The sequence below is a fragment of the Hydrogenovibrio halophilus DSM 15072 genome (assembly GCF_000384235.1).
GTDB lineage: Bacteria > Pseudomonadota > Gammaproteobacteria > Thiomicrospirales > Thiomicrospiraceae > Hydrogenovibrio > Hydrogenovibrio halophilus.
In genome coordinates, this window is sequence record NZ_KB913033.1 from 1,438,970 (window position 1) to 1,460,003 (window position 21,034).

Consider the following 21,034-nt stretch of genomic DNA (forward strand, 5'->3'; position numbering starts at 1 on the left):
TGTTTGAACCATGCCGAAATTATCAGGCTTGGTGATTTTAAGGTTTGTTTTGTGCTAGAATGCTTTTAAAAGTACTCTTAAGGATGCGATTATGATTGTGAATGCCAACGATGTGAAGACCAAAGGCGTGTCATTTCTTGGGAAGATGTTGCAAAAAGCGGATGAGCTTGTGATCAATGTCCGTGGCAAAAACAAGTATGTGGTGTTGGACATTGAGCGTTATCAGGCCTTTCGTCAGAACGAATTGGACTTGGCCTATCTGCAGGCCATGCAGGATAAACAGGCTGGAAACTACAAAGTTCAAACCGCGGAAGATCACATCAAAGAGTTGATGGATGAGTTATAAAATCATTCGAACGGATGCCTATTTCAAACGACTCAAAAAATTTATCAGGAAGCACCCAGATGTCCTTGAGCGTTATACCAAAACCATGAAGTTGATGGCGCTTGATCCCTACCATCCATCTTTGCGACTGCACAAGCTGCAGGGGCGCATGAACACATATCACAGTGTTTCGATTAACATGAAGTACCGCGTTGTGATTGATCTGTTGATCACCGAGCGTGAAATCATGCCCATAGACATTGGCGCTCACGACGAGGTTTACTGAAATTTTTGTTTTCCCTGCCCCCTGGTTGGGAAAAGGACACCCATCTTTTTTTCTGCGATGTTTCCATAACGGCGATTATGTGAAATGGAACGGCAAGAACCAGATGTTGGTTCGTCTTGTTTTTTCCTGTAAAATAAATACAATGTAAATATGGTTATTTTTGAATGGGATGAGTCTAAGTCTGACGCCAACATGAAAAAACATTCAGTCTCGTTTGAAGAAGCAAAAACAGTGTTTTACGATGAATTTGCGACTTTGTTTGAGGATGAATACGCAAAAGGCGAAGAACGTTTTATCTTACTTGGTAAAAGCAATTTATCCAGGTTGTTGGTGGTTGTACATTGTGAGCGCGGGCCAGATTCAGATGTTTTACGTATCATATCAGCAAGAAAGGCTACGCCAAATGAGCAAAGGTATTACAGGAGAAATCTGAAATGAAACAGGAATATGATTTTTCAAAGATGAAAGCCACTCCCAACCCTTATGTATCAAAACTGAAAAAACCGGTGACGATCCGATTAGGGGAGGATGTGATTGCTTATTTTAAGCAGATGGCCGATGACTCAGGTATTCCTTATCAGAGCTTAATCAATCTTTATCTTAAAGATTGTGTTAATTCACATCGAAAGCTGGATGTGCAATGGCATTAACAGGTAAAAAGTGTGTTAGTTGCCATTGCTCAATTTGGTTACTTTGGCTACAAATCTTTGGAATCACCAAACCATGCCGTTTTCTATGCCTCTGGCATTGTTTTCCTGCTTTTGTCAGCAATTGGAGCGTTAATTTTAGGTTTGGTCAAAGAAGGAGATGAAACATGAATTCAATGGACATTACTGTGTTAGCCGTTAGTATCGCAGTTGGGGTATTGGCGCTTGCATTCTATTTTTTGGCCAAAAAACACCGGCACTGATTCACCTGACGTTTGTGAACAGGAAAAGTGCTTTTTGCTCTTTATTTTCGCAAGCGTCCTCAGCTTGCATATTTTGCGATTTTAACTCATAAACGCGTAAGTTGATCAGACTGAAACCCCGGTTGGCTTTGGCCTTCCGGGGTTTTTTATTGTCTGAACGCTGCCAAAATCACCAGGCCTGGTGATTTTTGTGTTGGAAGTTTCCGGTTTGCCTTGTCTGCGGTGCTTCGTTTCATTAATAGGTGAAAACTCACTGGTGGCGCATCAATGCCTTTATAATTTCGAGGGCAGTTTGAATCGATTGGACGAAGAGGAAGGGTGGATGCGTATTGCTTTGGTTTTAGGCAGCGGTGGCGCGCGGGGATTGGCCCATATTGGCGTGATTCGCTGGTTGGAAGATCAGGACATTGAAATTGGCGCGGTCGCGGGCAGCTCGATTGGGGCTCTGGTGGGTGGCGCTCACGCCGCAGGGCATCTTGACCGGCTCGAGTCCTGGGCGCGCGATTTGGACAAGTTTGCGCTTTTGCGGCTATTGGACATTTCCTGGCAGAAAAACGGGCTGGTCAAAGGGCACAAGCTGCTTAAAACCCTGAAAAAGCTGTTGGGCGACGTTCAGATCGAGGACTTACCGATTGCTTACACTGCCGTGGCCACCGACATTGAACAACAGAAGGAAATCTGGCTGCGCAAAGGCTCGCTGGCTCAGAGCATCCGCGCTTCGATTTCGCTGCCGTTGTTTTTTACCCCTTATACATTGAATGGCGTCGCCTTGATCGATGGCGGTGTTTTGAACCCGGTGCCGATTGCGCCTGTGTTTGGCGATGGCTGTGAGCGGATTGTCGCCGTCAGCTTGAGTGGCGAGTCCCGGGCGCAGGCCAGGCATCATCCGGTGGAAGAGGCGATCAAGCCCAAAAAACAGGAAGACTGGGTGTCGGCCATCTACAGCAAAGTACGCGGCTGGTTTGCCGATAAGGGCGAGGACCTGGCGGAGTGGGGGCCGTATGAAATCGCGGATCTGGCGTTTGACAGCATGCAGAACACCATCGCCCGACAGAAACTGGCGGCCTACCCACCGGATGATCGGCTTGAGATCGCCAGTGATGCCTGTGGCATGTTGGAGTTCGACCGGGCGGAAGAAATGATTCAGCACGGCTATGATCAGGCGGCCAAACAGTTGGCGCATTTGATTTCTGATTCGAATCCCGCTTAAAGAAGGGCCAAGCCGTTCTCTTTGGTCTTTCTGAATTCCAAAAAACATCATAAGCCCCCTTGATTTATTCATAGCAATCCTTAATATAAGAAAAAGCTAATATGGCTTTTGAGGTTTAGAGTAATTCGAAAGAACAAGAGGTGATTGCATGAATAGATTTTTGACCCACGCATTGGCTGCATCCATGTTGACAGCGGTGAGCACCAGCGCGATGTCGGCACCGGAACCCAAAGATCCGTCTCGGCAGACGCCGCAAGGTCTGTATGTGACCGCGGTGGAAGCGCAGGAAATGATGAAAAAAGACGATTCTGTGGTGCTGGTGGATGTGCGCACGCCGGAAGAGTGGCAGTTTGTGGGCTACACCAAAGAAGCCGACATCATGCTGCCGGGGGTGATGTTTGATTACTCGCAAATGGACACCAAACAAAACAAGCCGCGTTATATGCCGGTACAGAACAACAAGTGGATTTCCCAGTTTGAGGAAATCATTTTTGACAAAGGTTATGACGGCGACAACACCTACATCATCATGTGTCGTTCTGGCGCGACCCGTGCGGCTCCGGTGGCCAAGATGCTGGACCAGTATGGTTTTAAAAACGTCTACACCATGACCGACGGATTTGAAGGCGGAAAAGTCAAAGACGGTGACAAAAAAGGTTTCCGCATCAAGGCCGGCTGGAAAAATTCCGGTGCGGAATGGACCTATGCCATTGATCCGGACAAAGTGTACTTCAAGCAATACGGCGTCAGCTACTGATCAACGCCGTTTATGATGAGTCAGGCCGGTTTTGACCAGGCCTGGTTAAAAACCCTTTTTACGCAGGCGCTTCGGCGCCTGTTTTTGTTTGTGTCAGGCGCATATCAGATAAAAACGGTGTTTGACTTTGGCGTCAAAACTGTGGATAATTCGGCAATCCTTTCAAACAGTTATCGCGACCGAATGAAAGATTTAGCCCTTTCGATTCGGTTTGCGTTCGGTGCGTACCGATTTAAATATTTGAAAACAAAGAATTTTGGAGAAGTAACATGGCAAATTCGAAACAAGCAGCCAAGCGCGCACGTCAGGCGGAAAAAAGCCGTCAGCACAATGCCAGCATGCGTGCGGCAATGCGTACCACCATCAAAAAAGTGGACGCAGCCATTGATTCAGGCGATAAAGACGTGGCCACAGCCGCATTCAAAGTCGCTCAGTCAAGCATCGACAACCTGTCCAACAAAGGTCTGGTGCCAAAAAACAAAGCGGCCCGTGACAAAAGCCGTCTGAACGCACGCGTCAAAGCCATGGCCTGATAACGGCCAGGCAAAAAAGCATGCATTCCAAAAAGCCGGGCACTGCCCGGTTTTTTTGTGTTGGCAAACAAGAAATTCAGGAATAGAATGCAGGGACAGGGGTTGAGTTTTGAGGGTATATGCCAACGGTTTTACGCATCGGTCCGTTTCGATTTTTCTTTTACAGTAATGAGAATGCGGAACCGCCGCATATTCATGTGCAGAGAGATAAGGCCTTGGCCAAGTTTTGGCTGAATCCGGTACAGTACGCCGGTTCTAGGCATTTTTCATCCAAAGAGATTCGTGATGTCTATAAGCCAGTGTAGATTCCTAAACTGCATGGCGCTTTAGCGAATCAGGAAAATGTTCTCTGCTAGGCACGCGCCGCAGTGAATGGCGCGCCCTTTACAAGGGGCGTAACAACGCAGAGGGCGTTTTCCTGACTCGCCCGAAGGGAAGCGCCCAAATTCCCCAATCCTGCGTTGCTGTTTTTGCCAAGGGCTGGCCATTGCCTGCAAACAGCGCCTTGGCTTGAGAAATTTGGGCAGCTTCTAAAGCACCATGCAGTTTAGGAAGCTACACTAGTTCAGACCCACCAATCAAGTTTTCTGGAGGCATGGAATGAATACTTTTCAGATTAATGAACCCACGGCTGACCAAGTTACTGTGACCGAATCCGACTTGAAGATTTCGCTGACAGACGGACGAACGCTCACAGTGCCGCTGGTTTGGTATGAACGTCTAGCCACTGCGACGCCCGAACAATTGCAAAACTTTGAATTGCTGGGTGACGGTGAAGGCATTCACTGGCCGTTGCTGGATGAAGATTTGAGTATCAAAGGGTTCTTGATGGGAGTCCAGACGTCCACATTGAATCAGAAAACGGCTTGAATCAAATCGATTTAACCAGTCAATGAGACCGGGGTTGCCCCGGTTTTTTTGTGCCTGTGGGTCGGCCAGCGGGGTAAAATGGGCGTATTGTCACGACGGAGCGTTTGAGTGAGACGGATTTTGAAAGCCACGGCCACGGTGGGTGGGATGACCATGATTTCGCGCGTACTCGGGTTTGTGCGCGACATGGTGATTGCGCGCCTGTTTGGTGCCACAGCCGGAGCCGATGCGTTTTTTGTGGCGTTTAAAATCCCCAACTTTTTCCGCCGTTTGTTTGCCGAGGGCGCGTTTTCACAGGCATTTGTGCCGGTGCTGGCCGATACGCGGGAAAACCGGGGGCAGGCGGCGGTCAAAGCACTGGTGGATGCGTTGTTTTTGCGTCTGGGGGGCGTTTTATTGCTGCTGACCGCGTTCGGGGTGTTTGGTTCCGGGCTGTGGATGCTGGTGTTTGCGCCCGGTTTTGCCGATGACCCGGAAAAGTTTGCGCTGGCGTCGGACATGCTGTCGATCACGTTTCCGTATCTGTTGCTGATTTCGCTGGTGGCGTTTTCGTCGGCGATTATGAACACCTACAACCAATTTGCGGTGCCTGCGTTTACCCCGGTGTGGCTCAATGCGGTGCTGATCGGCTTTGCCATCTGGGTGTCACCGTATTTGGAGGTGCCGGTGATGGCGCTGGCCTGGGGCGTGTTGGCCGCCGGGGTGGTGCAATTGCTGTTTCATCTGCCGTTTCTGATTCGGTTGGGTCTGTTGCCCCGGCCGCGCCTGAAGTCCGATCCCGGCGTCAGCGAAGTCAAACGCCTGATGCTTCCGGCGTTGTTCGGGGTGTCGGTGGCGCAGATCAATCTGTTGGTGGACACGATTCTGGCGTCGTTTCTGGTGACCGGCTCGGTGTCCTGGCTGTATTATTCGGATCGTCTGATGGAGTTTCCATTGGGAGTGTTCGGGGTGGCGCTGGCCACGGTAGTGTTGCCGGGGCTGTCGAAAAAAGCGGCCAATGCCGACTGGACCGGATTTCAGCAGGATCTGGATTTTGCCTTGCGACTGGTGTTTCTGATCGGGGTGCCGGCGATGCTGGGCTTGCTGCTGTTGGCCGAGCCGATGGTGACGACGCTGTTTTATTACGGCGCCTTTACCCAGCAGGATGTGAACATGGCCGGCGCCAGTCTGATGGCCTATTCGCTGGGATTGGTGGGGTTCATTCTGGTCAAGGTACTGGCTCCGGCATTTTATGCCCGCAAGAACATGAAAACCCCGGTCAAGGTGGCGGTGGTGGCGCTGCTGACCAATGTGGTGCTGAATCTGGCGTTGATCGGTCCGCTGGCGCATGTGGGGCTGGCGCTGGCCACCAGTCTGTCGGCGTTTGTGAATGCGGGGCTGCTGGGCTGGTTTTTGTGGCGCAGCGGTTTTTATCGGCCTTTGCCCGGCTGGGGACGTTTGCTGGCGCAGGGCGCGCTGGCCAATACCGTTTGGGTGGTTGCGGTGGTGATTTGGTCGCCTGATGACCAGGCCTGGTTGATTTTCAGTGGCTGGGAACGTGTGGGCACTCTTTTGGCCATCGTTCTGGCAGTGCTGGCCGCTTATGCCTTGCTGCTGACCCTGAGCGGATTTCGCTGGCGTCATCTTGTGCGTGTTGCAGAGCCAGAGAAGCGTTAATTTGGGTATAATGCGCACCATTAAGCGGACGACAGGAGACGCATGCAACTGATTTTAGGCCGTCATAATCTGAGCCACCCGACCCCCGAATTGCAACAGGCACTGGCGGGCGGGTCGGTGGTGACCATTGGCAATTTTGATGGCATTCACCTCGGGCATCAGGCGATTCTGGATCAGGTCGCAGCCCTGTCGCGTTCCTCCGGACTGCCCAGTGTGGTGATGGTGTTTGAGCCGCTTCCCAGTGAGTTTTTTACGCCCGAGACCGCGCCAGTGCGGCTGATGAATCTGCGCGAAAAAATGCGCGCCTTTCAGCACACGGACGTGGATTATGTGCTGGTGATCCGTTTTGATGCCGATTTTGCCGCCATTCGTGCCCAGGATTTTGTGGAAACGATTTTGCACCGGCAACTCAAGGTCCGCCATCTGGTGGTGGGCGACGATTTTCGCTTTGGGACTCAGCGCAAGGGCGATTTCAACTTTCTGACCCTGCAGGGTCGGGCGCTTGGGTTTTCGGTTTCGGAAATGACCACCTATGAGTTGCACGGGCGTCGGGTCAGCAGCACTCAGGTGCGTCAGGCGCTGGCGCAAAACGATTTGACCAAGGCGCGCGATCTGCTGGGCGGGCCTTTTTGTTTCCATGGCCGGGTGATCCACGGCAAAAAACTGGGGCGTCAGTTGGGGTTTCGGACCCTGAATCTGAACCCCAAACGCCTGCGCATGCCACTGGAAGGGGTTTACACCGTGTATGTGCATGGGTTGGATGAGACACCCCAGCCCGGCATTGCCAATATTGGCGTGCGTCCGACCGTCAAAGGCGAGCGCCCATCGATTGAGGTGCACCTGTTTGACTGGGACCAGGAGGTGTATGGTGCCCATGTGCGGGTGGAAGTCGACCGGTTTGTGCGCCCGGAACAAGCCTTTGCTTCACTCGACGCCCTCAAACAGCAGATCACCCGCGACGTCGCCCGGGCGCGTTCTCTTCTTGGTTTGTGAGCTGAAATCGTCGGTGAACGGGCTTTGTGTTTACTCTTTGCCGACGGTCTGTCAAAATAACCGATTATTCTGACCCCCGAATTTCAACTGAGATCACAAACGCATGAGCAAAGATTACAAACCCACTCTGAACCTTCCCAAAACCGATTTTCCCATGCGTGGCAATCTGCCCAATCGTGAACCCGAGCGGGTGAAAAGCTGGCAGAGCGACGATCTGTATCAGCGTCTGCGCGAGGCCAAAGCCGGTTGCCCCAAATTTGTGTTGCACGACGGCCCGCCGTACGCCAATGGCGACATTCACATCGGTCACGCGGTCAACAAAGTGCTCAAGGACATGATTGTCAAAGCCAAGGGGCTGAGCGGGTTTGATGCGCCTTATGTGCCGGGCTGGGATTGCCATGGTCTGCCGATTGAACTGAACGTGGAAAAGAAACACGGCAAAGTGGGGCAGAAAATTCAGGCGCGTGAATTTCGCCAGGCCTGCCGGGACTATGCGCAGAAACAGGTCGACAAACAAATGGCCGATTTCCAGCGTCTGGGCGTGCTGGGCGATTGGGAAAACCCGTATCTGACCAAGAATTTTCAGTTTGAAGCCGATGAAATCCGGGCGCTGGCCAAGATGATCGAAAACGGGCATCTGGTCAAGGGCACCAAACCGGTGTACTGGAGTGTGGGCGGGCATTCGGCGCTGGCCGAAGCCGAAGTCGAATACGAAATGAAGCGCTCGCATGCGATCGATGTGCGCTTTGCGGTGCAGGACGAAGACGCCTTTTTCAAACGCTGTCACCACATTGAAGAGCACAAGGGCGAAGGCCCTTTGTCGCTGGTGATCTGGACCACCACGCCCTGGACCCTGCCGGCCAACCAGGCGGTGGCGATTCATCCCGAATTGGAATACGCGATGGTGCAGGTGGAGGGCGAAAACGGGCCGGAGCGCCTGTTTGTGGCCGAAGCGCTGGTCAAAGACACCATGGACCGCTGGGGCTTCGACCAATACCGGGTGCTGGCCTATGGCCGCGGTGATCAGTTTGAATTCATTCGTCTGCGCCACCCGTTTTATGCGCGCACCGTGCCGGTGATTCTGGGCGACCATGTGACCACTGAGGCCGGGACCGGCTGTGTGCACACGGCGCCTGCTCACGGGCAGGAAGATTTTGAAGTGGGCAAACAGTACGATCTGCCGGTGGATTGCCCGGTGGACGGGCGCGGCAATTACGTGCCCGGTACCGAGATTTTTGAAGGCGAAAACGTGCTCAAGGCCGATGACCATGTGATTGAGGTGTTGCAGCAACACCAGGCACTGGTGCATCACGAAGCGATTGAGCACAGCTACCCGCACTGCTGGCGCACCAAAACCCCGCTGATTTTCCGCGCCACTCCCCAGTGGTTTATTTCCATGGAAACCGGCGGTTTGCGTGACAAGGCGATGAAAGCGATTCCGTCGGTGCAATGGGTCCCCGACTGGGGACAGGCACGGATCGAAGGCATGCTGGAATCCCGCCCGGACTGGTGTATTTCCCGTCAGCGTTTCTGGGGGGTACCGATCCCGATTTTTGTGCACACCGCCACTGGCGAGATGCATCCGGATACGCTGGCATTGATGGAACAGATCGCCCAGCGCGTGGAAAAGCATTCGATCGATGCCTGGTACGATCTGGACATCAAAGAGGTTCTGGGAGAGGAAGCCGATCAATACGAACCGGTCACCGACATTCTGGATGTCTGGTTCGATTCCGGGATCACCCACCAGGCGGTGTTGAAAAAACGCGAAGCACTGACCTTCCCCGCGGATTTGTATCTGGAAGGTTCCGATCAGCATCGCGGCTGGTTTCAGTCGTCGTTGCTGACCGCGCTGGCCACCGACGGTCAGGCGCCCTACAAACAGGTGCTGACCCATGGCTTTACCGTGGACAAGGACGGCAAGAAAATGTCCAAGTCCAAAGGCAATGTGGTCGCGCCGCAGGACATCGCCAAAAAATACGGTGCCGACATTCTGCGCCTGTGGATTGCCGGGTCGGATTACCGTTATGAAATGACCGTGTCCGATGAAATCATTGCGCGCACTGCCGATGCCTACCGCCGCATTCGCAACACCGCCCGCTTTTTGCTGGCCAACCTCAATGGCTTCGATCCGGCCACCGACGCTTTGGCATACGAAGCGATGCTGCCACTGGATCAATGGGCCGTGGGCGCGGCCGATCAGGTGCAGAACACGGTGATTGAGGCCTATGACCAATATCAGTTTCACAGCATCTATCAGGCCGTAACCCATTTCTGTTCGATTGAGCTGGGCGCGTTTTATCTGGATGTGATCAAGGATCGCCAGTACACCACCCAGGCCGACAGTCAGGCCCGTCGCTCGGCGCAAACGGCCTTGTACCACATTGTGGAAGCCCTGAGCCGCTGGATTGCCCCGATTCTGAGTTTTACCGGCGAAGAAATCTGGCAGTCGATTCCAGGCAAACGCAGCGATACCGTCTTTACCGAGACCTGGTATGACGGCTTGCAGCCGCTGGATGAATCGGCACAGATGAACAGCGATTATTGGGCGCGCTTGATTGCGGTGCGTTCGGACGTGGCCAAGCAATTGGAAACGCTGCGCAAAGACGGTCGGATCAAGAACTCCCTCACGGCCGAAGTGACTCTGTATGCCGAGGACCGACTCTACCAGGATTTGATGGCGCTGGAAGACGAATTGCGTTTTGTATTGATCACTTCCGAAGCCACGGTGCGTCCGCTGTCTGACAAACCCGACAGCGCCCGGAAAGGCGAGGTCGAGGGCTTGTGGATTGACGCGACCGCGACCGAATACCCCAAGTGCGGACGTTGCTGGCATCACCGCCCGGATGTGGGCACGCACGAGGTGGACCCGGACTTGTGTCAGCGCTGTGTCGACAACGTGCACGGACAGGGTGAGGAGCGCCGTTTTGCTTAAGATGGCGCAAACAGCGCGACCCAAAATTGACCAGGCCTGGTGGTTTTCTGTGTGGCCGTCGCTGGCGTTGCTGCTTGCGACGATGCTGTTGTCCGGTTGCGGCTTTCAGCTTAAGGGCGTGGGCACGGCCGAGGTGACGTTTCAGACCGCGTATTTGCAGGATGACGGCGCACGGTCTGACATCCGGCGCGCCTTGAGAACCATGTTGCGGGCTTCCGATGTGACCCTGGTGGAGAATCTGGCCGATGCCGAAGTGCTGATCCGGCTGGGGCCGACGCAATACAAGGCCACGCGCACCAGTCTTACCGGCCGCGGTGACACCGGTTCGGAATTGATCACCATGACTCAGCCGTTTGCGTCCGAACGGGTGGCCACCGAACGGCTTCTGGTAGAGGGTGACGCCACCAGTTATCGCGACCGACGGATTGAAACCGGCGGATTGGCCGCCGCAGCACAGGAGCTGGAAAGCCTGCGCACCCAGATGGCCAATGAGCTGGCGATGCAGATTCTGGATCGGGTGCAGCGCGGCTATGACACGGAACCGGCCACGCCATGATCACCGCACCGGCGTTGTTGAAGCAATTGGACCAAGGGGCTTTTCAGCCTGTGCCGTTGCTTCTGATTTTTGGGGAAGAACCTTTGTATCTGCGTCGAGTGCAGGATGCCTGGCGTGCGCAGATGCGCAGCCTGGGCTATCTGCAGCGCGAACGTTTTGAAATGGATGCCAACAACGCCTGCTGGCAGGAACTGCAGATGGAAACCCAGGCCGGCAGCCTGTTTTCCGAACAGCGACTGATCGAACTGGACCTGCCCAAAGGCTCGCCCGGCAAGGAAGGCGGCGCGTTTTTGCAACAGTGGTTTGCGCAGGCTCCGATCGACCCGCAAACCGGGCAGCCGGAAATCTGTCTGCTGCTACGCTGTGAAAAGCTGGACTGGCGTCAGCAGAAAGCAAATTGGTTTCAAACCATTGAGCAAAAGGGACTGGTGGCGCAATCCAAACCGATTGAAGGCCAGGCGCTGACCCGCTGGTGTGGCGACCGGGCACGCGAATCCGGTCTGGAAATGGACCCGGAGGCGGCAGCCATGCTGGCCGAGCGGGTGGAAGGCAATCTGCTCGCGGCCGATCAGGAAGTGGAAAAGCTTGCCCTGTTTTTTGAAGCCGGGCATCGGCTGACGGTGGCCGACATTGAAAGCAAAGTCGCCGATCAGGCCCATTATCAATTGTTTGCCTTAAGCACCGCGGCCTTGAAAGGTCAGGTGGACCACGCCTTGCAGATTCTGCACCGCCTGCAGCAGGAAGGGCTGGAAGCGCCGATCGTGTTATGGCTGCTGGCCAAGGAAGTGCGCCAGCTCAGCGCTTTATCGCAATTGCAGACGCGGATGTCGCTGGGGCAGGCGTTCAAACAGTTGAAAATCTGGCAGTCGCGGCAGGCCGAATTCAATGCGGCGCTCAGTCGCCATTCGGACCAGACCTGGCGGATCCTGACCCAGCAGGCGCTGGCGATTGATCTGAGCATCAAAGGCCAGAGCGCCAGCGATCCTTGGCTGGGATTGTCACAGTTGGTGACGCAACTGGCAGGGTCGCAAAGCACTTATTGGAAACTGGACCACAGAGGATAAAATGACCACAACAGATTCGATCAATGCATTGATGCACCAACTGGGCCAGGCCGCTCGCACAGCGGCCACCCAGTTGTCGGTGGCCGATACCGCACAGAAAAATGCCGCTCTGGAAGCGATTGCGGTCGAAATCGAACGCCGCGCCGAATTTTTGCAGTCGGAAAACGCCCGGGATTTGGACGCTGGCAAGGCCAATGGTCTGGATGCGGCGATGCTGGATCGACTGACCTTGAGCGACAAGGCCCTGAATGGCATGGTCACCGGCCTGCGTCAGATTGCCGCGCTCAAAGACCCGATTGGCGAAGTCTCCGATCTGTCGCCTTTGCCTTCGGGGATTGAGGTCGGCAAAATGCGTGTGCCGCTGGGCGTGGTCGGGATCATTTACGAATCGCGCCCCAATGTCACCATTGACGCCGCCGCGCTGTGTCTGAAGTCCGGCAATGCCGCGATTCTGCGGGGGGGCTCGGAAGCCAGACATTCCAATCAGGCCCTGGCGCAATGCATACAGGCCGGACTCAAAGCCGCCGATCTGCCCGAGGCCGCGGTGCAAGTGGTGCCCACCACCGATCGTGCCGCGGTGGGAGAGTTGATTGCGATGCCCCAATTTGTGGACGTGATCATCCCGCGTGGCGGCAAAGGGCTGATCGAACGCATCAGCGCCGATGCCCGGGTGCCGGTGATCAAACACCTGGATGGAATCTGTCATGTCTACATTGACGATGCCGCCGACGCGGAAAAAGCGCACAGGGTGGCATTCAATGCCAAAACCCATCGTTATGGTGTCTGCAACGCGATGGAAACCCTGCTGGTGGCCGAATCGCGCGCCGCCGAAATCCTGCCGCGGCTGGCACAGGCTTTTGAACAGAAAGGGGTGGAACTGCGCGGCTGCGCCCGTACGCGGGAAATCATTGCCGAGATGAAAGCGGCCACCGACGAAGATTGGGCCACCGAGTATCTGGATGCGATTCTGTCGATCAAAGTGGTCGCGGATGCCAGTGCGGCGATGGCGCACATTGCCCAGTACAGCTCCGGCCACACCGAATCGATCATCACCGAAAATCTGACCACGGCGCGACGCTTTCTGGCCCAGGTCGATTCCAGCTCGGTCATGGTCAATGCTTCCACCCGCTTTGCCGATGGCTTTGAGTACGGCTTGGGCGCGGAAATCGGCATCAGCACCGACAAATTTCACGCCCGTGGCCCGGTCGGACTCGAAGGCCTGACCTCGCAGAAATACATTGTGTTTGGCGACGGCACCATCCGCGAATAGCCTATGACGCGTCTGGCCTATCTCACCGACCCGATCATGCAACAGCACCGGGTCGGCTGGGGCCACCCGGAAAATGCCGAGCGCTGGCAGGCGGTGAATCAGGCCTGGCAGGCTTTGCAGGCCGCTGCTCAAGATCATAATCGACCAGGCCTGGTAGAAATCACACCGACCCCTGCCACGCAGGCCCAAATCGAACGGGTGCATTCCCGTGCTTACCTTCACAAACTGCAAACGCTCAGCGATGAATTGGATCGTCCTATCCAACTGGACGCCGATACTTGGCTGAGTCCGGACTCGCTGGCGGCGGCGAAAATGGCCGCCGGATGTGGTCTGACCGCCTTGCAAGCTGTGATGAGCGCAAAGGTGACGCGCGCCTTCTGCAATGTGCGTCCTCCCGGCCACCATGCCGAACCCGGCCAGCCGATGGGCTTTTGCCTGCTCAATTCGGTCGCCATGGTCGCGGCGGAAGCGCAAACTCAATATGCGCTCAAGCGGGTCGCGTTGGTGGATTTTGATGTGCACCACGGCAATGGCACAGAAACCTTTGTGCGCAATCAGTGTCAGAACTCAGAGGGTTCTGGCCTGCTTTACCTATCCAGCTTTCAGGATTCCCTGTTTCCGTTTCCAGACACCCACAATGCACCAGGCCTGGTCAAAATGCCATTGCCTGCCCAAACCGATGGGACCGGATTTCGAAAAGCCTGGCTGGAGGAGGGCCTGCCCGCACTGGCCGCTTTTCAGCCGCAATTACTGATTGTTTCGGCCGGTTTTGATGCGCATCTGGCCGACCCTTTAGGCGGGCTGGCTTTGCGCGAAGACGATTTTTCCTGGTTGACCGGGCAACTGGTGGCACTTGCGGATAAAACGGCAGAAGGTCGGGTGGTTTCCATGTTGGAAGGCGGTTATGATTTAAAAGCACTGCGCCAAAGTGCGTTGGCACATCTGCAGGCGCTGTCACCACCAACGACGCAATGAATGATTTAGAGGGCAGAATGAAACGGTTTTTGCTGATTGGTTTGTTATGCAGTCTGAGTGTGCCGGTCTGGGCAATGGGCGAAGGCATGATCCGCGTGCAAAGCGCGTTTTCGGTGGCTGAAACGCTGGATCGGTTGCAATCGGTTCTGGCGCAAAAAGGCTTCACCGTGTTTGCGCGGGTCGATCACCGTGCCGGTGGCGAAAAAGTGGATCTGACCATTGCCGACACCGAGGTGCTGATTTTCGGCAACCCCAAAGCCGGTACCCGTCTGATGCAGTGCGCGCCCAGTGTGGCGATTGATCTGCCAATGAAAGCGCTGGCCTGGCAGGATCAGGCCGGACAGGTCTGGCTGGCTTACAACGCACCGGATTATCTGCAGCAACGTCACAACATTCAGGGGTGTGACCAGGTCCTGAAAAAAATGCAAAAGGGTCTGCGCAAGCTCACCGCCAAAGCGGTCACGCCCTGAGTTGCGACGGTATTTAAAAGTTGTGCCAGGGTTACGAGGGTGCTATCGTATCTTTAAAATCAGTAAAACTTCTTGTTGTTTTGGGGTGTGAGATGGTGTCGAGGGAGCGTCAGAAAATCCTGGGGAGCTTTGGCCTGCTGACCGTTGCGCTGGTCATGGCAATGGCCGTTGCGCTCTTCAGCGCCTGCGCCAAACCGCCACAGGAGCTTCGGATCAGTTCTCTGCTGTGGCCGGGCTATGAACCGCTGGTCTTGGCGGAAACACTCAATTATTTTGATGAGGCACCCATTCGGGTTCTGGATTATCTGTCCAATACCGACGCCATGGCCGCGTTCAAAAACCACCGCCTGGAAGCCGGAGCCTTTACTCTGGATGAAACCCTCCAGCTCCTGGCCGATGGGGTCGATGTTCAGGTAGTATTGATCATGGACACGTCGCATGGGGGCGATGTGATTGTGGCCAACCCCGACATTGCCAGTGTGAAAGCTCTGAAAGGCCATGCCGTGGCGGTGGAAAGTTCGGCCGTGGGGGCGTATGTGTTGCAACGGGCGCTGGGTTTAAACGGTCTGACACTGGACGACATCCGGGTAAAAACCACTCATGCCATGGAGCAGAAACAGGCGTTTGAGCATGGCCAGGTGGCCGCCGCCGTCAGCTTTGATCCGTATCGAACCCAGCTTTTGCAAACGGGCAAACACACCATTTTTGATTCCACCCAGATTGCGGATGAAATACTGGATGTGCTGGTGGTCCGCACCGATGTGATCGAGCAGTCTCCCGAGCTGGTCCGCACCTTGGTGGCAGGCTGGTTCAAGGCATTGGACTATCAGCGCCGCTACCCGGAAAACGCCGCCGGATACGCTTTGCCGCGATACAAGGTGTCCCTGGAAACCTATCTGGATTCCCTCTCAGGCTTGCGCTTTACCTCTCTGGCGAAAAACCGGCGTTTGCTCGCGCCGTCTGACAGCCCTTTGCATGCGCTGGAACCCAAACTCAAAAAGGCGTTGATCAAGCTCGGACTGGTTGACGCCGCCCTGCAAGAAACCGCTCTGCTGAAAGGCCATTTAAACCATGCATTTTTACCGACTCCTTAATCTGGCCAAAATGCCGGTGGCGCTGGCATTTCTGGTGGTGATGGTGACCACAGCGCTGCTGGCCGGGGCACTGAGTTATGGATTGAGTTATCTGGAACAGCGAGCCCTGTTGGTCGATACCCGTCTGGAAGCCGCCCAGCAACGGCTGGTTGAGCTGCAGGGAACGGTCAATGATTTCAATCGGCGCGACAATCACCACGCCATCACCCGGGAAGTGTCTCGTTTGACTTCCAACAAACATCTCAAACGGGTGGCGATTGTGGGGGCCGACGGCGAAATACACCATGCCTCGCGCGCAGGGATGCGCAACATGCCAGTGACGCGCTTTCCGCAGATTGAATCGGTTTTGCGCCAGCTGGATCGCGATGACAGTGGGCGGGTACAGGTGAACGTTGCCAAAGACGGCCGTTCTGTGATCGGGGCCTTGCCGCTGGAACCTTTGTCGCAGGCAGCCGATGTGCGCCAGTTTCAACAGGCCTACTTGTATGCCGAGTTTGACCTGACGGGCGATCTTGCCTTGCTGCGTTATCATCATCAGAACAGTCTGGTGTACATCGGGCTGGCGGTGCTGTTGCTGTTGGGGCTGAGTTTTGCCTTGCTCTATCTGGGCATCAAGCATTCCATCCAGAAAATACTGATCGGCACCCGCAAACTCGCCAAAGGCGATTATGCTTATCGCATTGCGTTAAACGAACCCAATGAATTCGGTCAGATTGCCGATGAAATCGATCGGATGGCCGAGTCTCTGGAGGCCAACACCCGTGAATTGACCTATCTGGCGGAACGGGACCTTTTGACCGGCCTGACCAATCGCTACAAGCTGTATCAGTTGCTGGAAAAACGCATTGAGCAGGACCCAGACACCCCTTTTGCCTTGTTGTTCATTGATCTGGACCGCTTCAAGATCATCAACGACACGCTGGGACACCAGAATGGCGATGCGTACCTCAAAGTGATTGCCCAGAGGCTGCAGGAAGCGCTGTCTGCTGAGGACATCGTCGCCCGTTTTGGCGGGGACGAATTTCTGGTGGTGCTGGAGTCGGCCAGCAAGGATCAGATCCATGCCACCACAAAAACACTGATCGATGTGCTATCCAAACGGGTGGTCATTCAGGAGCAGAAACTGTTCACCTCTTCCAGCATCGGGATCGCGCTGTATCCGAGCGATGGGGAAAGCATTCATGAACTGATCAAGGCCGCCGACATTGCCATGTATCAGGTCAAATCGAATGATGCACTGCGCTGGAGTTTCTATCACGAATCCTTCGACAACAACAGCATCAACTATCTGGCCTTTCGAACCTACATCAAGCAGGCCATTGAATCGGGACTGGTCACGCCGGTGTTTCAACCGCAAGTGGATGCACGTACCAACGAGGTGGTCGGTTACGAAGCGCTGGCCCGGATGCAGGACGAGCGCGGTCAGTGGATCAGCCCGGCGCAGTTTCTGCCGGTGATCGAAGAAAATGGCTGGATGGTTGAGTTTTCCAATGTCATGTACACCAATGCCATGATGAAATTCGAGCATTGGTTGTATGACGCGCCACTGGCGGGGCGTCCGACTCTGTCGTTAAACCTGACCACCATGCAGCTCAACCATAACGACTTTTTCAAGGATCTGGACCGATTGTTGAACGCGTTTCCTCAAACGGCCAAGCTACTGGAGCTGGAAATCACGGAAGGGATTTTTATCGGCAACATTGCTTCCAAGCTGCCGGTTCTGCATTCGATCAAGCGCCGTGGCATTCAGATTGCGATTGACGATTTCGGCACCGGTTATTCGTCGTTGAGTTATCTCAAAAAGCTGCCGCTGGATCGATTGAAAATCGACAAGTCGTTTGTGCAGGACATTGACCTCGATGGCGATCTCAATGGCAACGCCATCATCGAAACCATCATTGCGATGGCCTCGAAACTGGGGTTGTCGGTGGTCTCCGAAGGGGTTGAAACCCAGGAACAGCTGGATTTTCTCCAGGCCGAATCCTGCCACATCATCCAAGGGTATTTCACAGGCCGTCCCGGCCCGTTACCGCCACGGCCGGAGCTAGAGAAAAGCCAATAAATCCAGGCCATATTTGCCTGAGTGGATCGTTGCGCTTTCAGAAAAAATCTGTAACCAATGCAAAAGGGTCTGCCTAAGCGCATGGATAGGCTTCCAACCAAAAGATGTTTTGCAATGATGTTGCGCGTTGCGCTACAATTACTGGGATGATTCAATCTTTTAAGCATAAAGGCTTGGAACGGTTCTTTTTGACTGGAAACCGGTCGGGCATTCAACCGCGACATGCCAAAAAACTGACCATGCAATTGGCGGCGATTCATACGGCTTCACAGATCGAAGACATTGACTTGCCCGGTTATCAATTGCATTCGCTCAAAGGGTCCCGCGCCAATTTATGGTCTGTTTCGGTCAACGGCAATTGGCGAATCACGTTTGAATTTGAAAATGGCCATGCCTTTATTCTGAATTACGAGGATTACCACTGATGCAAATGCACAAACCGCCTCACCCGGGAGAATTCATCCGGTCAACTTATCTCGAGCCTTTGGGACTGTCGGTGAGAGGGTTGGCGAAAAGCCTCGCGGTAGCACCTTCAACTCTGAACCGTATTTTAAAAGGTCAAAGCGGTCTTTCACCGGAAATGGCATTGCGTTTGTCCAGGGTGCTGGGGAGAACCCCTGAAAGCTGGATGAACTTGCAGGATCAGTATGAATTGTTTCTGGCGCGGCAGCGGCTGACGTTAGACGATTTAACCCCGGTCGCTCTCTGATGGCCATGCGATCTTTCAAACAGCTCTGTTCAGGCTATTTGATCTGATTTTTGCCAGCCAGTTTCTCCACGCTTTCTCTGTGCGTCTGTTGGCGCTGCTTTTTGCCGAAGTCGACGTTGTTGCAGGTGTAACATTCTTCTTTGAAAATTTTGAGCTTGGCCAGTAGCCAGTGGAATTTGCAGCCCCAGCAGAAGCCAAAAGCGGCTTCTGACAGCATGAACAGCAGGCAGACATACACCAGCAGCGGAATCCAGCCGGGCATGAAATTTTCATTTGTGGGCAGCAATGTGGTGGCCGTCAGGTTGTTGACAAACCGGGCAAAACTGTCCGGGTTGAAAAACAGCAGGCAGGCGGTGATCATGATCGCGCCAATGGTCCAGGCAAAACGCTTGGGCTTGAGCGGTTCCCATTTGGGCTCGTCATGCCGGGTCAGAAATGCGGTCAGATGAATGGTTGGTGACAGGTAAGCGGTGCGCACCCACATCCCCGCCAGCATTTCAAACAGGCCATAGAACAATACCCAGGTGGGAATGGTGAAATCGTAAACGGTGCGATAGGCGAGCACTTCGTACAGCACATTGAAATTCTCGGTCATTTCAAAGGTTTCCTGCGGTGTCTGTCCGCTCCATACCTGCCAGCTTGGGCTTAATACGGTGGTGTAGAGCACATACACCATGTACACCGGAAGCATCAGTAACAGCGTGGCCCGCATTTGCACGGCACGGCCATTGATGAAGATCATGTCTTCGTGTTTGTCCCGGAACCACAGGTGTTGCAGGTGATGTTTAAGGTAATAACGCCACATGATCGACTCCAAAACGTTTGTGACTGATTTGTAACATTTATTGTAACCCCATTGCCCGCAAAGAAAAGCGTTTGCCTCTGGAAATTCGTGGGTTCCATGATTGCTGCAAAGTTCGTAGGCTTTCCTGGGGTTTTTGGGCAGGGCGTTCGTGTCAGGTGGGTGCTTTGCGGGTCAGATACCAGAAGTAATGCAGGCTCAGGCTCAAATTCAACAGGGCGGGCACCACCAGTGCAAAAAGGCCGAAATGGGGCCAGAGCGCGAGTCCCATGATGCCGCCCAGGATAAAACCGGTTAAAATGGCAAACAACAAACGCGCCTGCCAGGGCAGACGCTGTTTGTGTTTGACGCGCTGCGCCAGAAACACCCCGATATCGGTCACAATTCCGGTGACATGGGTGGTGCGGATTTGCAGCCCCTTGTAACTGGCGACCATGGCATTTTGCAGACCGCAGGCCAGGGCGCTGATCCAGACGGCGGCGATGGTGTGGTCAAACCAACTCATGGCGGCGGCCACACTGAGAATGATCGCATTGAGAGAAAACGCCACGCCATAGCTTCTGTCTTCAAAATAATGGGCGTGACCAATCAGCCAGCCGGACAGAAACGCGCCGGTGACAAAAGCGAACAGAATGCCAAGGGCCTGAATCAGTTCGACCCAGTGCCAGCCGTACAGCGAATCGCTGATATGAGTGGCGACCCCGGTCATCTGGCTGACGGGCAAGCCGAAGGCGACAAAAATCACGCTGTTGATCAGACCGGCCATTGCCGCCATGATCAGGGCGATCCACATCACCCAGCGTCTGGAAAAATGGTCATCTCGGGCAGGATAAGGCATAAGGCAAAGCATAGCCCCTTGTCGTTCATTCATCAAGCAAAGGTATTACCCAATCTATGAAAGAGTCTTATGACATTTGACGCCTACACATTGTTTTTTATGACCACGGTCATGCTGATCATGGTGCCCGGGCCTTCGGCCATGGTTGTGGCCGCACAAAGCGCCCGCCACAGTGCGCATCATCAATCGTCGCGCGCTTTTTTGGGGGTGGTGGGCATCGCCTCGGCCGATGCCTTCTTTTTTGCGCTGTCGGCCACCGGGATCGCTTCCTTGATTGTGGCCAGCGCCACGCTTTTTGGGGTGATTAAATGGCTTGGCGTCGGGTTTCTGTTGTATCTGGGACTGTCGGCACTGTTGAGCAAAAACGGTGCGGTTCGCATCGATGCCCAGCCGCTTGAACGGGCACGCTTGCCCTCCACCGGCAAACTGTTTCAGCAAGGGCTGCTGATTCAACTGGCCAATCCCAAGGCGCTGATGTATTTCAGTGCGCTGTTGCCACAATTTATTGACCCGACTCAGCCCTTGATCGCGCAACTGTGGTGGATGGGATTGACGGTGGTGGTCGCGGATTTGATTGTCTACAGCCTGTACGCCTGGCTGGGGTCACACCTGGCCAGGCAACGCCTCAAAGCCGGTTGGGTCAGCCTGATCAACAAAGCCGCCGGCAGCTTGCTGATCTACACCGGCATCAAAATGGCGCTGATCGAACGCCAGTAAAC

Annotated in this window: 25 protein-coding genes; 23 read left to right on the plus strand and 2 right to left on the minus strand. The window is 54.4% G+C overall.

What is annotated here, in order from left to right; genetic code table 11:
• Nucleotides 1-91 precede the first annotated feature (91 nt).
• The 22 genes from A377_RS0107020 to A377_RS0107115 all read left to right on the plus strand — a co-directional run bounded on the left by A377_RS0107020 (nt 92) and on the right by A377_RS0107115 (nt 18,675).
• A complete protein-coding gene (locus A377_RS0107020) occupies nt 92-346 on the plus strand; it encodes a hypothetical protein (RefSeq protein ID WP_019895543.1) in 255 nt (84 codons plus the stop codon).
• Nucleotides 336-611 (plus strand): type II toxin-antitoxin system RelE/ParE family toxin, encoded by a 276-nt coding sequence (locus A377_RS0107025; RefSeq protein ID WP_019895544.1) that lies wholly within the window; start codon nt 336-338, stop codon nt 609-611. The genes A377_RS0107020 and A377_RS0107025 overlap by 11 nt, the downstream gene beginning before the upstream one ends.
• A 150-nt stretch (nt 612-761) precedes the next feature.
• Nucleotides 762-1,049, plus strand: coding sequence for a BrnT family toxin (locus A377_RS0107030; RefSeq protein ID WP_019895545.1), 288 nt, complete (start codon nt 762-764; stop codon nt 1,047-1,049).
• On the plus strand, nt 1,046-1,261 hold the full coding sequence (locus tag A377_RS0107035) for a CopG family antitoxin (protein ID WP_019895546.1): 216 nt from the start codon (nt 1,046-1,048) through the stop codon (nt 1,259-1,261). The genes A377_RS0107030 and A377_RS0107035 overlap by 4 nt, the downstream gene beginning before the upstream one ends.
• Before the next feature lie 12 nt (nt 1,262-1,273).
• Nucleotides 1,274-1,429: a hypothetical protein gene (locus tag A377_RS13125; RefSeq protein WP_157760784.1), complete on the plus strand. Its 156-nt coding sequence runs from the start codon at nt 1,274-1,276 to the stop codon at nt 1,427-1,429.
• A gap of 414 nt (nt 1,430-1,843) precedes the next feature.
• On the plus strand, nt 1,844-2,731 hold the full coding sequence (locus A377_RS0107040; protein WP_028485342.1) for a patatin-like phospholipase family protein: 888 nt from the start codon (nt 1,844-1,846) through the stop codon (nt 2,729-2,731).
• 148 nt (nt 2,732-2,879) lie between these two features.
• On the plus strand, nt 2,880-3,488 hold the full coding sequence (locus A377_RS0107045; protein ID WP_033422850.1) for a rhodanese-like domain-containing protein: 609 nt from the start codon (nt 2,880-2,882) through the stop codon (nt 3,486-3,488).
• Between the two features lie 269 nt (nt 3,489-3,757).
• Entirely contained in the window at nt 3,758-4,021 is a 264-nt protein-coding gene (rpsT, locus tag A377_RS0107050) for a 30S ribosomal protein S20 (protein ID WP_019895549.1), read from the plus strand.
• Between the two features lie 119 nt (nt 4,022-4,140).
• Nucleotides 4,141-4,326, plus strand: a complete 186-nt coding sequence (locus A377_RS13395) for a DUF4160 domain-containing protein (protein WP_083919124.1) — start codon at nt 4,141-4,143, stop codon at nt 4,324-4,326.
• 295 nt (nt 4,327-4,621) lie between these two features.
• Complete coding sequence (locus A377_RS0107055; protein ID WP_019895550.1) at nt 4,622-4,891, plus strand: DUF2442 domain-containing protein; 270 nt, start codon at nt 4,622-4,624, stop codon at nt 4,889-4,891.
• A gap of 108 nt (nt 4,892-4,999) precedes the next feature.
• Complete coding sequence (murJ, locus tag A377_RS0107060) at nt 5,000-6,547, plus strand: murein biosynthesis integral membrane protein MurJ (protein ID WP_019895551.1); 1,548 nt, start codon at nt 5,000-5,002, stop codon at nt 6,545-6,547.
• A 42-nt stretch (nt 6,548-6,589) separates the two neighbouring features.
• Nucleotides 6,590-7,540: a bifunctional riboflavin kinase/FAD synthetase gene (gene ribF, locus A377_RS0107065; protein WP_019895552.1), complete on the plus strand. Its 951-nt coding sequence runs from the start codon at nt 6,590-6,592 to the stop codon at nt 7,538-7,540.
• A gap of 103 nt (nt 7,541-7,643) precedes the next feature.
• On the plus strand, nt 7,644-10,475 hold the full coding sequence (gene ileS, locus A377_RS0107070) for an isoleucine--tRNA ligase (protein ID WP_019895553.1): 2,832 nt from the start codon (nt 7,644-7,646) through the stop codon (nt 10,473-10,475).
• Complete coding sequence (locus A377_RS12750; RefSeq protein ID WP_157760786.1) at nt 10,468-11,031, plus strand: LPS-assembly lipoprotein LptE; 564 nt, start codon at nt 10,468-10,470, stop codon at nt 11,029-11,031. Before ileS ends, A377_RS12750 begins: the two co-directional genes overlap by 8 nt.
• Nucleotides 11,028-12,095, plus strand: a complete 1,068-nt coding sequence (gene holA / locus A377_RS0107080) for a DNA polymerase III subunit delta (RefSeq protein ID WP_019895555.1) — start codon at nt 11,028-11,030, stop codon at nt 12,093-12,095. Before A377_RS12750 ends, holA begins: the two co-directional genes overlap by 4 nt.
• Nucleotide 12,096: 1 nt before the next feature.
• Entirely contained in the window at nt 12,097-13,365 is a 1,269-nt protein-coding gene (locus A377_RS0107085) for a glutamate-5-semialdehyde dehydrogenase (RefSeq protein ID WP_019895556.1), read from the plus strand.
• A gap of 3 nt (nt 13,366-13,368) precedes the next feature.
• Nucleotides 13,369-14,340 carry a histone deacetylase family protein gene (locus A377_RS0107090; protein ID WP_019895557.1) on the plus strand — a complete coding sequence of 324 codons (972 nt, stop codon included), beginning with the start codon at nt 13,369-13,371 and terminating at the stop codon, nt 14,338-14,340.
• Nucleotides 14,341-14,357: 17 nt separating this feature from the next.
• Nucleotides 14,358-14,810, plus strand: coding sequence for a DUF302 domain-containing protein (locus tag A377_RS12150; RefSeq protein ID WP_019895558.1), 453 nt, complete (start codon nt 14,358-14,360; stop codon nt 14,808-14,810).
• 92 nt (nt 14,811-14,902) lie between these two features.
• Entirely contained in the window at nt 14,903-15,904 is a 1,002-nt protein-coding gene (locus tag A377_RS0107100; RefSeq protein WP_019895559.1) for an ABC transporter substrate-binding protein, read from the plus strand.
• Nucleotides 15,882-17,966: a putative bifunctional diguanylate cyclase/phosphodiesterase gene (locus tag A377_RS0107105; RefSeq protein ID WP_019895560.1), complete on the plus strand. Its 2,085-nt coding sequence runs from the start codon at nt 15,882-15,884 to the stop codon at nt 17,964-17,966. The genes A377_RS0107100 and A377_RS0107105 overlap by 23 nt, the downstream gene beginning before the upstream one ends.
• 146 nt (nt 17,967-18,112) lie before the next feature.
• The gene (locus tag A377_RS0107110; RefSeq protein ID WP_019895561.1) at nt 18,113-18,391 is read left to right on the plus strand and encodes a type II toxin-antitoxin system RelE/ParE family toxin; all 279 of its coding nucleotides are present in this window, start codon (nt 18,113-18,115) and stop codon (nt 18,389-18,391) included.
• Nucleotides 18,391-18,675: a HigA family addiction module antitoxin gene (locus A377_RS0107115; RefSeq protein WP_028485345.1), complete on the plus strand. Its 285-nt coding sequence runs from the start codon at nt 18,391-18,393 to the stop codon at nt 18,673-18,675. The genes A377_RS0107110 and A377_RS0107115 overlap by 1 nt, the downstream gene beginning before the upstream one ends.
• 34 nt (nt 18,676-18,709) lie before the next feature.
• On the opposite strand, the gene A377_RS0107120 is transcribed toward A377_RS0107115, so the two are convergent.
• Nucleotides 18,710-19,480, minus strand: coding sequence for a DUF4395 family protein (locus A377_RS0107120; RefSeq protein ID WP_019895563.1), 771 nt, complete (start codon nt 19,478-19,480; stop codon nt 18,710-18,712).
• Nucleotides 19,481-19,631: 151 nt separating this feature from the next.
• Complete coding sequence (locus tag A377_RS0107125) at nt 19,632-20,315, minus strand: YoaK family protein (protein WP_019895564.1); 684 nt, start codon at nt 20,313-20,315, stop codon at nt 19,632-19,634.
• A gap of 69 nt (nt 20,316-20,384) precedes the next feature.
• On the opposite strand from A377_RS0107125, the gene A377_RS0107130 reads away from it, so the two are divergent.
• Nucleotides 20,385-21,032, plus strand: coding sequence for a LysE family translocator (locus A377_RS0107130; RefSeq protein ID WP_019895565.1), 648 nt, complete (start codon nt 20,385-20,387; stop codon nt 21,030-21,032).
• Nucleotides 21,033-21,034 lie beyond the last annotated feature (2 nt).

What these genes read in the sequence shown, in the direction of transcription:
- A377_RS0107130 (WP_019895565.1), top strand. Translation starts at nt 20,385, where the DNA reads ATGACATTTGACGCCTACACATTGTTTTTTATGACCACGGTCATGCTG.
- A377_RS0107030 (WP_019895545.1), top strand. Translation starts at nt 762, where the DNA reads ATGGTTATTTTTGAATGGGATGAGTCTAAGTCTGACGCCAACATGAAA.
- A377_RS0107120 (WP_019895563.1), bottom strand. Translation starts at nt 19,480, where the DNA reads ATGTGGCGTTATTACCTTAAACATCACCTGCAACACCTGTGGTTCCGG.
- A377_RS0107090 (WP_019895557.1), top strand. Translation starts at nt 13,369, where the DNA reads ATGACGCGTCTGGCCTATCTCACCGACCCGATCATGCAACAGCACCGG.
- A377_RS0107105 (WP_019895560.1), top strand. Translation starts at nt 15,882, where the DNA reads ATGCATTTTTACCGACTCCTTAATCTGGCCAAAATGCCGGTGGCGCTG.
- A377_RS0107020 (WP_019895543.1), top strand. Translation starts at nt 92, where the DNA reads ATGATTGTGAATGCCAACGATGTGAAGACCAAAGGCGTGTCATTTCTT.
- A377_RS0107125 (WP_019895564.1), bottom strand. Translation starts at nt 20,315, where the DNA reads ATGCCTTATCCTGCCCGAGATGACCATTTTTCCAGACGCTGGGTGATG.
- A377_RS0107085 (WP_019895556.1), top strand. Translation starts at nt 12,097, where the DNA reads ATGACCACAACAGATTCGATCAATGCATTGATGCACCAACTGGGCCAG.
- A377_RS0107110 (WP_019895561.1), top strand. Translation starts at nt 18,113, where the DNA reads ATGATTCAATCTTTTAAGCATAAAGGCTTGGAACGGTTCTTTTTGACT.
- ribF (WP_019895552.1), top strand. Translation starts at nt 6,590, where the DNA reads ATGCAACTGATTTTAGGCCGTCATAATCTGAGCCACCCGACCCCCGAA.
- ileS (WP_019895553.1), top strand. Translation starts at nt 7,644, where the DNA reads ATGAGCAAAGATTACAAACCCACTCTGAACCTTCCCAAAACCGATTTT.
- A377_RS0107035 (WP_019895546.1), top strand. Translation starts at nt 1,046, where the DNA reads ATGAAACAGGAATATGATTTTTCAAAGATGAAAGCCACTCCCAACCCT.
- A377_RS0107045 (WP_033422850.1), top strand. Translation starts at nt 2,880, where the DNA reads ATGAATAGATTTTTGACCCACGCATTGGCTGCATCCATGTTGACAGCG.
- A377_RS12150 (WP_019895558.1), top strand. Translation starts at nt 14,358, where the DNA reads ATGAAACGGTTTTTGCTGATTGGTTTGTTATGCAGTCTGAGTGTGCCG.
- rpsT (WP_019895549.1), top strand. Translation starts at nt 3,758, where the DNA reads ATGGCAAATTCGAAACAAGCAGCCAAGCGCGCACGTCAGGCGGAAAAA.
- A377_RS0107115 (WP_028485345.1), top strand. Translation starts at nt 18,391, where the DNA reads ATGCAAATGCACAAACCGCCTCACCCGGGAGAATTCATCCGGTCAACT.
- A377_RS0107100 (WP_019895559.1), top strand. Translation starts at nt 14,903, where the DNA reads ATGGTGTCGAGGGAGCGTCAGAAAATCCTGGGGAGCTTTGGCCTGCTG.
- A377_RS13395 (WP_083919124.1), top strand. Translation starts at nt 4,141, where the DNA reads ATGCCAACGGTTTTACGCATCGGTCCGTTTCGATTTTTCTTTTACAGT.
- holA (WP_019895555.1), top strand. Translation starts at nt 11,028, where the DNA reads ATGATCACCGCACCGGCGTTGTTGAAGCAATTGGACCAAGGGGCTTTT.
- A377_RS0107055 (WP_019895550.1), top strand. Translation starts at nt 4,622, where the DNA reads ATGAATACTTTTCAGATTAATGAACCCACGGCTGACCAAGTTACTGTG.
- A377_RS0107025 (WP_019895544.1), top strand. Translation starts at nt 336, where the DNA reads ATGAGTTATAAAATCATTCGAACGGATGCCTATTTCAAACGACTCAAA.
- A377_RS0107040 (WP_028485342.1), top strand. Translation starts at nt 1,844, where the DNA reads ATGCGTATTGCTTTGGTTTTAGGCAGCGGTGGCGCGCGGGGATTGGCC.